This window comes from Ensifer sp. 38_S197 (assembly GCF_056924495.1).
The window spans coordinates 702,795-715,714 of the sequence record NZ_JBXOVZ010000002.1 but is presented as its reverse complement, the minus strand read 5'-3'; the positions used below and the strand labels follow the sequence as shown (position 1 = coordinate 715,714).

Annotated in this window: 13 protein-coding genes; 9 read left to right on the top strand and 4 right to left on the bottom strand. The window is 63.3% G+C overall.

Going from position 1 to position 12,920, the window contains the following annotated elements:
- Positions 1-5: 5 nt before the first annotated feature.
- The 3 genes from AC1Z3V_RS16715 to AC1Z3V_RS16705 form a co-directional block, all read right to left on the bottom strand.
- Entirely contained in the window at positions 6-647 is a 642-nt protein-coding gene (locus tag AC1Z3V_RS16715) for a LysE family translocator (RefSeq protein WP_483500480.1), read from the bottom strand.
- Between the two features lie 83 nt (positions 648-730).
- Complete coding sequence (hisC, locus tag AC1Z3V_RS16710) at positions 731-1,786, bottom strand: histidinol-phosphate transaminase (protein WP_483500478.1); 1,056 nt, start codon at positions 1,784-1,786, stop codon at positions 731-733.
- 4 nt (positions 1,787-1,790) lie between these two features.
- Positions 1,791-2,705, bottom strand: coding sequence for a polyprenyl synthetase family protein (locus tag AC1Z3V_RS16705; protein WP_483500476.1), 915 nt, complete (start codon positions 2,703-2,705; stop codon positions 1,791-1,793).
- A 178-nt stretch (positions 2,706-2,883) separates the two neighbouring features.
- On the opposite strand from AC1Z3V_RS16705, the gene mtgA reads away from it, so the two are divergent.
- From mtgA to AC1Z3V_RS16680, 5 genes are all read left to right on the top strand, one after another.
- A complete protein-coding gene (gene mtgA / locus AC1Z3V_RS16700) occupies positions 2,884-3,624 on the top strand; it encodes a monofunctional biosynthetic peptidoglycan transglycosylase (RefSeq protein ID WP_376741664.1) in 741 nt (246 codons plus the stop codon).
- Between the two features lie 102 nt (positions 3,625-3,726).
- Positions 3,727-4,473 carry a DUF1868 domain-containing protein gene (locus AC1Z3V_RS16695; RefSeq protein WP_483500474.1) on the top strand — a complete coding sequence of 249 codons (747 nt, stop codon included), beginning with the start codon at positions 3,727-3,729 and terminating at the stop codon, positions 4,471-4,473.
- Positions 4,470-5,117: a glutathione S-transferase family protein gene (locus tag AC1Z3V_RS16690; RefSeq protein ID WP_483500472.1), complete on the top strand. Its 648-nt coding sequence runs from the start codon at positions 4,470-4,472 to the stop codon at positions 5,115-5,117. The genes AC1Z3V_RS16695 and AC1Z3V_RS16690 overlap by 4 nt, the downstream gene beginning before the upstream one ends.
- A gap of 145 nt (positions 5,118-5,262) precedes the next feature.
- Positions 5,263-5,448, top strand: coding sequence for a 50S ribosomal protein L32 (rpmF, locus tag AC1Z3V_RS16685; protein ID WP_026186748.1), 186 nt, complete (start codon positions 5,263-5,265; stop codon positions 5,446-5,448).
- Between the two features lie 146 nt (positions 5,449-5,594).
- Positions 5,595-5,996, top strand: coding sequence for a hypothetical protein (locus AC1Z3V_RS16680; protein WP_483500470.1), 402 nt, complete (start codon positions 5,595-5,597; stop codon positions 5,994-5,996).
- A 111-nt stretch (positions 5,997-6,107) separates the two neighbouring features.
- Here the strand turns inward: AC1Z3V_RS16680 and phaR are convergent, their stop codons facing one another.
- Entirely contained in the window at positions 6,108-6,686 is a 579-nt protein-coding gene (gene phaR, locus AC1Z3V_RS16675) for a polyhydroxyalkanoate synthesis repressor PhaR (protein ID WP_173517872.1), read from the bottom strand.
- A gap of 224 nt (positions 6,687-6,910) precedes the next feature.
- On the opposite strand from phaR, the gene AC1Z3V_RS16670 reads away from it, so the two are divergent.
- From AC1Z3V_RS16670 to AC1Z3V_RS16655, 4 genes are all read left to right on the top strand, one after another.
- Entirely contained in the window at positions 6,911-8,092 is a 1,182-nt protein-coding gene (locus tag AC1Z3V_RS16670; protein ID WP_429814606.1) for an acetyl-CoA C-acetyltransferase, read from the top strand.
- A gap of 46 nt (positions 8,093-8,138) precedes the next feature.
- A complete protein-coding gene (locus AC1Z3V_RS16665; RefSeq protein WP_483500468.1) occupies positions 8,139-8,465 on the top strand; it encodes a hypothetical protein in 327 nt (108 codons plus the stop codon).
- Between the two features lie 17 nt (positions 8,466-8,482).
- Positions 8,483-9,208 carry a beta-ketoacyl-ACP reductase gene (gene phbB, locus AC1Z3V_RS16660; protein WP_429814611.1) on the top strand — a complete coding sequence of 242 codons (726 nt, stop codon included), beginning with the start codon at positions 8,483-8,485 and terminating at the stop codon, positions 9,206-9,208.
- Positions 9,209-9,871: 663 nt separating this feature from the next.
- Complete coding sequence (locus AC1Z3V_RS16655; protein WP_483500466.1) at positions 9,872-12,916, top strand: helicase-related protein; 3,045 nt, start codon at positions 9,872-9,874, stop codon at positions 12,914-12,916.
- Positions 12,917-12,920 lie beyond the last annotated feature (4 nt).

Sequence of the window (12,920 nt, the reverse complement as noted above, 5' to 3'; positions counted from 1 at the left end):
CGGAGCTAAAGCCGCGACGTCAGCAGCTTCAGCCCGGCAAAGGCGAAGAAGCCGGCCATCAGGCTCTCGATCAGCCGCTTGGACCTGAGATAGGCGCGGTGCACCGGCGAAAGCGAGAACACGATCGCGAAGCCGCAGAAGGTCATCAGGCCGAGGACCATGCAGCCGCCGATGAAGGTGGCGGTGACACCGACCGGCGCCCCCTCCGGCATGCCGAGCGAGACCAGCATGATCCAGGAAAAGATCGCCTTCGGATTGGTCAGGTGGATGCCGAGCCCCTTGAGATAGAGCCGCTTCAACGATGCCTGTACTTTCGCGGTCGGCACGATCGCACGCCTGTCGCTGCGCATGGCGGCGCGCAGCGCGTTATAGGCGAGCCAGAAGAGATAGCAGGCGCCGGCGATCTTCAGGATGATGATCGCATGGCCATAGGCGCGGATGAGCGCCGAGAGGCCCGACGCCGTCAGCATCGCCCAGGTGTAGCTGCCGGTGAGCACGCCGAAGGCAAGCGCCAGGCCGGCCTTGCGCCCCTGACTGACCGAGGTGGTGATGATCGCCAGGATCGCCGGTCCCGGTGAGGCGGTCCCGATCAGATAGGCGGTCCAGGCGATGAGCAACTGCGGCAGATAGGGTGTCGGGTCGAACATGCGAAAAAGCTCCGGCTCGATCGCCGGAAGCTAGTTCAGTTCATCGCCTGTTTGAAACAGCGAAATGTCACCGAGACAAGATCTCAGAGGATCTCGTCGAGTGCTTCGATCAGGCGTGCACATTCCTGATCGGTGCCGATGGTGATGCGCAGGAAATCGCCGATGCGCGGCTTGGCGAAGTGGCGCACCAGCACGGCGCGCTCGCGCAGCGCCTTCATCAGCGTTTCGCCGCTATGGCCGGGGTGGCGCGCGAAAACGAAGTTTGCCGACGAAGGCAGCACCTCGAAACCGCGCTGGGCGAGATCCGCGGTGAGGTGCTCGCGGGAGGCGATGATTCTGGCGCGGGTTTCCTCGAACCAGGCTTCGTCCTCGATCGCGGCGATGGCACCGGCCTGGGCCGGGCGGCCGAGCGGATAGGAGTTGAAGCTGTCCTTGACGCGCTCCAGCGCCTCGATCAGCGGGCGCTGGCCGATGGCGAAGCCGACGCGCAGGCCCGCAAGCGCGCGCGACTTGGAGAAGGTCTGGACGATCAGCAGATTCTCGTACTTCGAAACCAACGCTGCTGCCGATTGGCCGCCGAAGTCGACATAGGCCTCGTCGATGACGACGGGCTGATCGGGGTGGCTCGCGACGAGCCGCTCGATTTCCGAAAGCGGCAGGCCGATGCCGGTCGGCGCGTTCGGGTTCGGCAGGATGATCGCGCCGCAGGGCCGGTCGTAATCGGCGAGATCGATCTCGAAGCGATCGTTCAGCGGCACCTCGATCGTGTCGATCTCGAAGAGCCGCGCATAGGTCGAATAGAAGCTGTAGGAAATATCGGGGTAAAGCAGCGGCGCGTCGTGCTTGAGCAGGCCGGCGAAGATATGCGCCAGCACCTCGTCGGAGCCGTTGCCGACGAAGACTTCTTCCGCCGTCACGCCAAAGCGCGCGGCGATCGCCTGGCGGAGCTTCAGCGCCAGCGGATCGGGATAAAGGCGCAGATCGCTGCTTGCCGCGGCGTTGATCGCGTCGAGCACCTTCTCAGAGGGGCCGTAGGGACATTCATTGGTGTTGAGCTTCACCAGATTGGCGATACGCGGCTGCTCGCCCGGAACATAGGGCTTGAGCTTCGAGACGATCGGCGACCAGTATTTGCTCACGAGCTTAGCTCCTGCGGTTGGCGATAAAGCGGGCGGTTTCGACGAGAATGGCGGAGCGCTCGCCATAGGGCTCGAGCAGAGCTTCGGCTTCTGCGACCAGTTGTTCCAGCCGTTCTTCTGCCCAGGCCTGGCCATGCAGTGCGACGAGCGTGCCCTTGCCGCGGGCGGCGTCCTTGCCGGTTGCCTTGCCCATGGTCGCCGCATCGGCGGTGAGATCGAGCAGGTCGTCGGCAAGCTGGAAGGCGAGGCCGATCTTTTCGCCGAAGCTGCGAAGCCGCGCCCGGTCGTCCTTCGACGCGCCGGCGACAATCGCACCGGCCTCGCAGCCGAAGCGGATGAGAGCGCCCGTCTTCATCGCCTGTAGCGTGACAATGCCGGCTTCGTCGGGTGGCGACTTTTCCGCGGCAAGATCGAGCGCTTGACCGCCGGCCATTCCGCCGTGGCCGGCGGCCCGTCCGAGCGCCAGGATCAGTTCCACCTTTTGGGCATCCGGCAGTGGTGTTTCAGGCGCCGCGATGATGTCGAAGGCGAAGGTCAGCAGACTGTCGCCGGCGAGGATCGCCGTCGCCTCGTCGAAGGCCTTGTGCACCGTCGGCTGGCCACGCCTGACATCGTCGTCGTCCATCGCCGGCAGGTCGTCATGGACGAGGGAATAGCAATGCACGCATTCGAGCGCCGCGCCGACGCGCAAGGATGCATCGATACTGCCGCCGAGAAGATCGGCGCATTCGATCACCAGGAAGGGGCGCAGTCGCTTGCCGCCGTTCAGCACCCCGTGGCGCATGGCGGCGAGCAGGTTTGCCGGCCGGGCGATCTCATCGACCTCCGTCGTCGGGCCGAGCAGGCGCTCGAGCAAAGCTTCGACGGCGCGGGCATTGCTGGCGAGGCGGCGGGTGAAAGGCGATGTGTCCTGGCTCATGCGCGCTCTTTGGCATGGGCGAAGAGGGCTTTCAACGGGGATTCGTGTCGCAGCGGCGCGCTTTCCCTGGGACAGCCGCGTACGCACCTTGCCTTTTGCCTGAAAGCCCGTTCAACTTTGCCGGCCCATACACTAAGAGAGGCGGATGGACAGCGAGGTGGACAGTCAGGCCGTGAACATGGTTCCGGAAGCGCGCGAGGACGGCGAAGTGCCTTCCAGTCGCTGGTCTTCGCTTCGCCGGTCGCTGCGTACGAGGCGCCGCCAGATCGCTTTCGCCGTCGTCGGTTTCGTGGCGCTGCCCTATGCGCTGATCGTTCTCTACCTGATCGAGTTCATTCATCCGGTCTCGACGCTGATGCTGCGCGACCTCGTTCTGCTTCGCGGCTACGACCGTCAGTGGGTCGAGTTCGACAATATCGCGCCGGTGCTGGTGCAATCGGTGATGATGTCGGAGGACGGCCAGTTCTGTGTCCATGACGGTGTCGACTGGGGGCAGATGCGCGGCGTGGTGGAGGATGCCCTGGATGGGGAATCGACCCGCGGGGCCAGCACCATCCCGATGCAGACGGTCAAGAACCTCTACCTCTGGAACGGCCGCTCCTTCCTGCGCAAGGGCATGGAACTGCCGTTGGCGATCGCCGCTGATTTCGTCTGGAGCAAGCGGCGGATGATGGAGATCTATCTGAACGTCGCCGAATGGGGCGATGGAATCTACGGTATCGAAGCGGCCGCCCGCCACCACTTCGGGGTTTCCGCGGCCAAGCTGTCGCGGCGGCAGGCGGCGCTGCTTGCGGTTTCGCTGCCCAATCCGAAGGAGCGCAATGCCGGCAAGCCCGGTCGCGGGCTCAAGCGCCTGGCAAATTTGATCGAGCGTCGCGCCAGCCGCTCCGGCGGCTACATCACCTGCCTTTATGATTAGGATCAGACCTTTTCATTGGAAGCTGCCGTCGGGCGATGTCATGCTCGCGTAGTAGAGTTCTGCCATCTGGGTCTCTCTCCATTTGAAAGGCCCGATCGCCCCATGACTTCGATTTCCCCCTCGCTTCTCTCCTTTGGCCGCAACGCAAACAACGTACCGCCGAAGCATCTCGGAACCCGCTACGCAACGGATGGCCGTTTCCTGCGTGAACCGGGCAACACGGTCGTTTCCCACGTCACCGCCGGTTCGCCGTCCGAGGCCGCCGTGCTTGCGGTGCGCGATCGTCTGATGGCGATGCCCGAGGCCGGGCAGTTCGCCTTCACCCATCCGTCCAGCCTGCATATGACGATCTTTCAGGGTATCATCGAATACCGCCGCAGGCTGCCCTTCTGGCCGGCAGACATGGCGCTCGATACGCCGATCGACGTGATGACGGAGCACTATCGCGGGCAGCTGAAGCACTTCGTTCCGCTGGAGCCGTTCCGGGCCCGCGTGACGGACGTCACGCCGACCGGACTCGCGCTCGAAGGCGACAGCGCAGCCGATCGCGCATGCCTCAAGGCCTGGCGCGATGCTTTCGCCGAAGCCTTCGGCTATCGCCATCCGGACCATGACGACTACGCGTTCCACATCACCTACGCCTATGTCATCGACTGGCTCGATGACGCGGCACTGCCGCGCTGGCAGGCGATGCTGAGCGAACAACTCGCCTACCTCACGGAGCGGGCGCCGGTGATCGAGCTCGATCCCCCGGCCTTCTGCTCCTTCGAGGACATGAACCATTTCGAGGAACTGATCGTTTTCTCGGACAGACCCGCAATCAAGGCAGCAATCAAGGATCCTAAATGACCGGACTTACGCTTTACGTCGGCAACAAGAACTATTCATCCTGGTCGATGCGGCCCTGGATGGCGATGACCGCCGCGGGCATCGATTTCGAGGAGGTGGTCATTCCCTTCGATTTCGCGGCCGGCAATCCCGATATTCGCGCCGTCTCGCCGACGGGACGCGTGCCCTTGTTGCGACATGGCGATCTGCTTGTCTGGGAGTCGCTGGCGATCATCGAATATGTCGCCGAGCTCTTTCCCGATGCCGGGCTCTGGCCGGCCGAGCGCCAGACCCGTGCCCGGGCGCGCAGCTATTCCATGGAGATGCTCTCCGGCTTCCGGTCGCTGCGCGGCGCCTGTCCGATGAACGTCCGCCGGGAAAAGCGGGCTCTCGAGGTGGATGCAGACGTTCGCGCCGACATCGCCCGCATCGAGCGGATCTGGAAGGAGGCGCTCGCCCAATCCGGCGGTCCGTTCCTCTTCGGCGCCTTCGGTGCGGTGGACGCGATGTACGCTCCTGTGGTCAACCGTTTCGACGTCTATGATCTCGTTGCGGATCCGGAAGTGCTCGGCTACATGCAGCGGATGAAGGCGCATCCCGCCTACCGGAAGTGGGAAGAGGCCGCCCGCGCCGAGCCGTGGGTCGTTCCCGAAGACGAGGTCTGACTCGGTCGAGTCGAAAAATTGTGGCTGGGGACTGGTCAAACAGGAGTTGGCCATGTATAAGCGCGCCAAATTTCCGTGATTGACATCTGTTTGACACGGCCATTTCGGCTGCTGAACAGTGTTTGCCCGATAAGTGGAGAATGAAATGGCTGTACCGAAAAGAAAAACGAGCCCGTCCAAGCGTGGCATGCGCCGTTCCGCTGACGCCCTCAAGGCTCCGACCTACGTCGAAGACAAGAACTCGGGCGAACTGCGCCGTCCGCACCACATCGACCTGAAGACCGGCATGTACCGTGGCCGTCAGGTTCTGACCCCGAAGGAAAACGCATAAGCGTTTCCGTTCGCGGATCAGGTTCAAAGGGCTGGCTCTGCCGGCCCTTTTGTTTTGCGTCTGACATTTTCTCGCTTGGACCCTGTGCTATCAGCAGGAGCCTGACCTGAAGACGCCGCAAGACGCGGCAAAGGAGTTCGTGCCCGATGCTCGCTGCCGTTCCGCTGCTGATCCTGCCTTTCGCCATCTACAATCTCGCGATGATCGGAATGTTTGGCGGTATCGCCGGGCTGAACGCCGAGATGCTGTCGCTGTCCATGCTGTCGGGCGCGACCTGGACGATGCGCTTCGGTGACCTTCTGATCGTCGTCGCGCTGCTGCTGTTGTTCGTCGAATTGCTGAAGGCGACCCGCACGAGCACGCGGGCGCTGATGGATCACCTGCTGTCGATGATCCTGTTCATCGTCTTCCTGATCGAATTCCTGCTGCTGGCGCCGGCGGCGACCCAGCTCTTCTTCATCCTGATGACGATCAGTTTCATCGACGTCATCGCCGGTTTTGCCGTCTCGATGCGTTCGGCTGGCCGGGACGTGTCGATCGGCCTTTGAAGCGCGCGACGATCCGGCCGATCCGGGGCGCTGGCCCAATTCAAAGTATTTTTCTGCTGGACGGGAAACGAGGCGGGACCGAACTCACCCGCCTTCACGAGGAAAGCGCGCTCAGCCGAGATTGTCGAGCTTGGTCTGAAGCGCGCGAAGCTGCTCCTTGAGCTCGTCAATATCCTTGGCTTCGGCCTTCTTGCTTTCCTTCACCGGCGGGGCGGTGATGAATGGCGAGAACATCTGCATCGCCTGATGGAACATCTCGGTGTTGCGACGGACCTGCTCTTCGACAAGTTGCAGCGGAACCTGCAGGTTTTTGCCGAGTGGCGTGTCACCGAAGGCCTTGTTGATCTGCTCGCGCATCTGCGACTGCTGCTCAGTGAAAGCCTGCATAGAATGCTCGAGATAGCTCGGCACCACCATCTGCATCTGGTCGCCGTAGAATGAGATCAGCTGACGCAGGAAGGAGATCGGCAGAAGCGTGTTGCCGGTCTTGGACTCCTGCTCGAAGATGATCTGCGTCAACACGGAATGGGTGATGTCCTCTCCGGACTTCGCGTCCTGGACGACGAAATCCTCACCCTTCTTCACCATCACAGCCAGGTCGTCGAGCGTGACATAGGTGCTGGTCCCGGTGTTGTAGAGCCGCCGGTTCGCATATTTTTTTATAACGATCTGGCCTTCGTGCTTCGCCATCAGGGTCTCCTCTCACCCATCGTCCCGTCTTTATTGCGTTTTTCAGAGTATCCGCAAAAGAGCGCCGCTGACAATGTCTTTGTGCGTTGCGGCGACGCAAGTGCGAAATCTTGCGGTTGCGTCTTAGGTGATGGTTTTGTGGCACTGCATCAAGCCGTTTGACTTGCGTCGCGCGCTTTGCCAGTCTGTTTTCATTAGGCAAGAAAGATCTGAGGAAACGTCCCATGAGCAATCCCTCCATCGTGATCGCCAGCGCCGCCCGCACTGCGGTCGGATCCTTCAACGGTGCATTCGGCAACACGCCGGCGCACGAGCTCGGCGCCGCCGTCATCAAGGGCGTGCTCGAGCGCGCAGGCGTCGAGGCAGGCGAGGTCGACGAGGTGATCCTCGGCCAAGTGCTGCAGGCCGGCGAAGGCCAGAACCCGGCCCGCCAGGCGGCGATGAAGGCGGGGATCCCTCAGGAAAAGACCGCCTGGGGCATGAACCAGCTCTGCGGTTCGGGCCTTCGCGCCGTGGCGCTCGGCATGCAGCAGATTGCAACCGGTGATGCGGATATCATCGTCGCCGGTGGCATGGAGTCCATGTCGATGGCGCCGCACTGCTCGCATCTGCGCGGCGGCGTGAAGATGGGCGACTTCAAGATGATCGACACGATGATCAAGGACGGCCTAACCGACGCCTTCTACGGCTATCACATGGGCATCACCGCCGAGAACGTCGCCCGCCAGTGGCAGCTCAGCCGCGAGGAGCAGGACGCGTTCGCACTCGCCTCGCAGAACAAGGCCGAAGCGGCACAGAAGGCCGGACGTTTCGCCGACGAGATCATTCCCTTCATCGTCAAGGGCCGCAAGGGCGACGTTACCGTCGACCAGGACGAATATATCCGCCATGGCGCAACGCTCGACCAGATGACGAAGCTGCGTCCGGCCTTCGACAAGGAAGGCACGGTCACCGCCGGCAACGCCTCCGGCCTCAATGACGGCGCTGCCGCCACCCTGCTGATGACCGAAGCGCAGGCTTCCAAGCGCGGCATCCAGCCGCTCGCCCGTATCGTTTCCTGGGCAACGGCCGGCGTCGATCCGCAGGTCATGGGCACCGGCCCGATCCCGGCTTCGCGCAAGGCGCTGGCGAAAGCCGGCTGGGCGATCGGCGACGTCGACCTGGTCGAGGCCAACGAGGCTTTCGCCGCCCAGGCCTGCGCGGTCAACAAGGACCTCGGCTGGGATCCGTCGATCGTCAACGTCAATGGCGGCGCGATCGCCATCGGCCATCCGATCGGCGCTTCCGGCGCCCGCGTCCTCAACACCCTGCTCTTCGAAATGAAGCGCCGCGGCGTTTCCAGGGGGCTTGCAACGCTCTGCATCGGCGGCGGCATGGGCGTCGCCATGTGCGTCGAACGGCTCTAGTCGGCTTGGCGGCATGAACAGCGCCAGGCGGGTTCCATTTTCCCTCTTGCTGGCCGGTTCGCCGATCGTTCCCGCACATGCCAATCCCGCGCCTCTCGACGAGGCGCGGCTGGTTCAGTGCGTGCTGGAGCATACGACCTCGGACGACGAGGCCGTTTTCAAGGACATGATGGTTGCGGCCCAGAACGGAGACAGCGGCGCTTTGAAAGCGTCGCCCGTTCAGCGCAGCAAGCTGATGATGAACCTCGCACTCACCGGGTGCGAGGCGGGGATGTCTATGCCCGCGACGCCTCAATTCCGGGCTGCCGCCGGGCTCTATGGACGACAGATCGGCGAAAAGCTGATGAACAAGGCCTTTGAGAAACTGAACTGATCAAGTGGGAGGCGTGCATGAGCAGGGTAGCATTGGTCACGGGTGGGTCGCGCGGCATCGGTGCGGCAATTTCCATCGCACTCAAGAATGCCGGCTACAAGGTGGCCGCCAACTATGCCGGCAATGACGAGAAGGCCGGGGCCTTCAAGCAGGAAACCGGCATCCCGGTCTACAAGTGGGACGTTTCCAGCTATCAGGCCTGCGCCGAAGGCATCGCCAAGGTCGAGGCCGATCTCGGCCCGGTCGACGTGCTGGTCAACAATGCGGGCATCACCCGCGACGCGATGTTCCACAAGATGACGCCCGAGCAATGGGGCGAGGTGATCGGCACCAACCTCACCGGTCTCTTCAACATGACGCATCCGCTCTGGTCCGCCATGCGCGACCGCGGTTTCGGCCGCGTCATCAACATCTCGTCGATCAACGGCCAGAAGGGCCAGATGGGCCAGGCCAACTATTCGGCAGCCAAGGCCGGCGATCTCGGCTTCACCAAGGCGCTCGCCCAGGAAGGGGCGGCCAAGGGGATCACCGTCAACGCCATCTGCCCGGGCTATATCGGCACGGAAATGGTGCGGGCGGTGCCGGAGAAGGTGCTCAACGAGCGGATCATTCCGCAGATCCCGGTCGGCCGCCTCGGCGAGCCGGAAGAAATTGCCCGCTGCGTCGTGTTCCTGGCTTCCGACGATGCCGGCTTCATCACCGGCTCGACGATTTCCGCGAATGGCGGACAGTTTTTCGTCTGAGCGTCTGGACTTATCAGTGCTTTCGAGCGGCGCCCTTCGGGGCGCCGTTTTCATGCGAGGCCGGGGTGGCGTCACCTGTTCTCGTGGGATTTGAATCCCGAAGCTGTGCCCGTGATCCTGTTGGCGGCGAGCGGCGCAGACACTATATCTTGTGGAGAACAAAAGCGGAATGATGCGCGGGTCATGAGTCGCCGTCGGAGGCTCGCGTCTTGATCGAAGGTGTGCGGTGCGATTCTCATTCTCTCTGTTCGGTGAATCTTCGACGAATTTCGTGAAAAATTTTCCAGGCTTTCCAGAGTCTTGGATTCGGAATCCTTTGATCTGTCTGGCAATGGGACAGCCTGGATCGAGGCGAGTCGGCGGCCCTGATGCGCGGTATCCGTGCCAGATTCAGCATGTGGTGCAACGTTCGGTGTTGAAATCTATATGTAGCCGTGAACATACAGTGAATCGCAATGGGTCTTCGATTCGTCGCCGATTCGTTCCATGGCTGTTCCTGTCCTCGATGGCGCCAACCACAACAGGTGGTGCAATGGGCTGGGAGACGCCGAACGATGGTTTTAGTTGTCGGCGCCTCTTGCGTTTGGCTCGGTGCGTGGGCATGTGTTTGCCGCCAGCGTGAAAAGACGCTGCCGTAATTTCTGAATGCCCGGGATCGATGACGTGTCCGTTCACCCCATGATCCTGAGCGGCCGCGGCGTAACCGCGGTGCTCGGGCCAACCAATACCGGCAAGACGCACTACGCGATCGAACGCATGATCGCGCATGACAGCGGCGTCATAGGCCTGCCGCTGCGCCTCCTGGCGCGCGAGGTCTATACGCGTCTGGTCGAAAGGGTCGGCCATCACAATGTCGCGCTGATCACCGGCGAAGAGAAGATCTCGCCGCATCGCGCCCGCTATTCGGTCTGCACCGTCGAAGCGATGCCGCGCGAGACGACCGCGTCCTTCGTCGCGATCGACGAGGTGCAGCTCGCCGGCGACCTCGAGCGCGGGCACATCTTTACCGACAGGATCCTGCATCTGCGGGGCCGCGGCGAGACGCTGCTGCTCGGTGCGGGTACGATGCGGCCGATCCTCGAACAGCTCCTGCCCGGCATCACCGTCGTCGAGCGGCCGCGCATGTCGCAGCTTCTCTATGCCGGCTCGAAGAAGATCACGCGCCTGCCGCATCGCTCGGCGATCGTCGCCTTCTCGGCCGACGAGGTCTATGCGATCGCGGAGCTGATCCGCCGCCAGCGCGGCGGTGCCGCCGTCGTTCTCGGCGCGCTTTCGCCGCGCACGCGCAATGCACAGGTGGCGCTCTATCAGGAGGGCGACGTCGAATATCTGGTCGCGACCGACGCAATCGGCATGGGTCTCAACCTCGACGTCGACCATGTCGCCTTCGCGCAGGACCGCAAGTTCGACGGCTACCAGTTCCGCAACTTGAACCCGGCCGAACTCGCGCAGATCGCCGGGCGTGCCGGCCGCCACCTGCGCGATGGCACGTTCGGGGTGACGGGCCGCGTCGATCCTTTCGATAATGAGCTGGTCCATCGCATCGAGTCACATGAGTTCGATCCGGTGAAGGTGCTGCAGTGGCGCTCGAAGGCATTCGACTACTCCTCGCTCACCGCCTTGAAGAAGAGTCTCGACGCCGCGCCGACGGTTCCCGGCCTTGCCCGGGCGCTACCTGCGGTAGATCAGCAGGCGTTCGAGCATTTGGCCCGCTACCCGGAGGTCGTCGACATCACGACCAATGCCGAGCGGGTGGAAAAACTATGGGAAGCCTGCGCGCTGCCGGACTATCGGCGCATCACGCCCGTGCAGCACGCCGATCTGATCTCGACGATCTACGCGGATCTCGTTCGCCGGGGTACGGTGAACGAGGATTTCATGGCCGAACAGGTCCGGCGGGCCGATCATACCGATGGTGAGATCGACACACTTTCGGCGCGAATCGCGCAGATCAGAACCTGGACCTATGTGTCGAACCGGCCGGGATGGCTGGCCGATCCGACACACTGGCAAGAAAAGACGCGGGAAATCGAAGATCGATTATCCGACGCACTACATGAACGGTTGACGAAACGCTTTGTTGATCGCAGGACATCTGTGCTCATGAAGCGCCTGAGAGAGAATGCTATGCTGGAAGCTGAAATCAGTGTGAATGGTGACGTCTTCGTCGAAGGTCATCACGTAGGACAACTAACCGGTTTCCGGTTTACGCTGGCGACCGGCGGCGATGGCCCGGACGCCAAGGCCGTGCAGGGCGCTGCCCAGAAGGCGCTGGCTCTCGAGTTCGAGGCGCGGGCCGCACGTCTGCATGCTTCGGGCAACAATGACCTGGCGATTTCGTCGGATGGTCTCGTGCGTTGGCTCGGCGATCCCGTCGCCCGTCTGGCAGCGAGCGACCACGTCATGCGGCCGCGCGTCATCCTGCTTGCCGACGATCAGCTACAGGCGAATGCCCGCGAGCATGTTCTGGCGCGCATCGAGCGCTTCGTGAACCATCACATCGGTACGGTGCTGAAGCCGCTCGACGATATCTCGCGCGCCGAGGACCTCGAAGGCCTTGCCAAGGGCCTCGCCTTCCAGCTTGTCGAGAACCTCGGCGTACTCTTCCGTCGCGATGTTGCCGACGACGTCAAGTCGCTGGACCAGGACGGCCGCGCTTCGATTCGCAAATACGGCGTTCGCTTTGGCGCCTACCACATCTTCCTTCCGGCGCTGTTGAAGCCGGCTCCGGCCGAGCTGATCACGCTTCTCTGGGCGCTGAAGAACGACGGCCTCGATAAGCCCGGCTATGGCGACCTCATCCCGATGCTCGCTGCCGGCCGCACGTCCGTCGTCACCGATCCCTCCTTCGAGCGGACCTTCTACAAGCTCGCCGGTTTCCGTTTCCTCGGAAAGCGTGCCGTGCGCATCGACATCCTCGAGCGCCTGGCCGATCTCATCCGGCCGCTGCTGCAGTGGAAGCCGGGCGTGCAGCCACGCCCGGAAGGCGCCTATGACGGCCGCCGCTTCACCGCGACCACGTCGATGCTTTCGATCCTCGGCGCAACGCCTGACGATATGGAAGAGATCCTGAAGGGCCTCGGCTATCGGGCCGACAGCATCAAGGCCGAGGAGGCTGCGGCCTTCCTCGCCAGCCAGGATGGCGCGCCGGCGGTTGCTGCCGCCGCTTCCGAGCCGGCTGCTGCCGTCGATGACGCCGATGCTGGCGACGGTGCGGCGGATGCCGAGACCGCAGCCGCCGAGGCACCTGCTGCGGAGACCGAGAAGGCCGAAGGCGACATCGCCGTCGCGACGAACGATGCGCAGCCAGCGGAAGCTCAGGTTAGCGAGGCCGGGGAACCGGTCGAGGCCAAGCCCGTGTTGCTCTGGCGTCCGGGCACCCGCCAGGATAACCAGCGCCAAGGCGGCGGCCGCCATCAGGGCGACCAGCGTCGCGGCGGCCAGCGCCATGGGCGTGGTCAAGGCCAGGGCGAAGGACGTGAAGGCGGACGCAAGGGCGGCGAGCCGATGCGCGGCAAACGCCACGAGGGTGGCAAGTCGGAAGGCGGGCCGCGCCAGGACCGTGGTGACCGCCACGATCGTCACGACCGCGGCGGCAAGCCGGGGCAGGGCAAGTTCGAGGCGCGTCCGCCGCGTCGCGAGAAGCCGGTGGATCCGGATTCGCCCTTCGCCAAGCTCGCAGCGCTCAAGGAGCAGATGAAGAAGTAAGGCA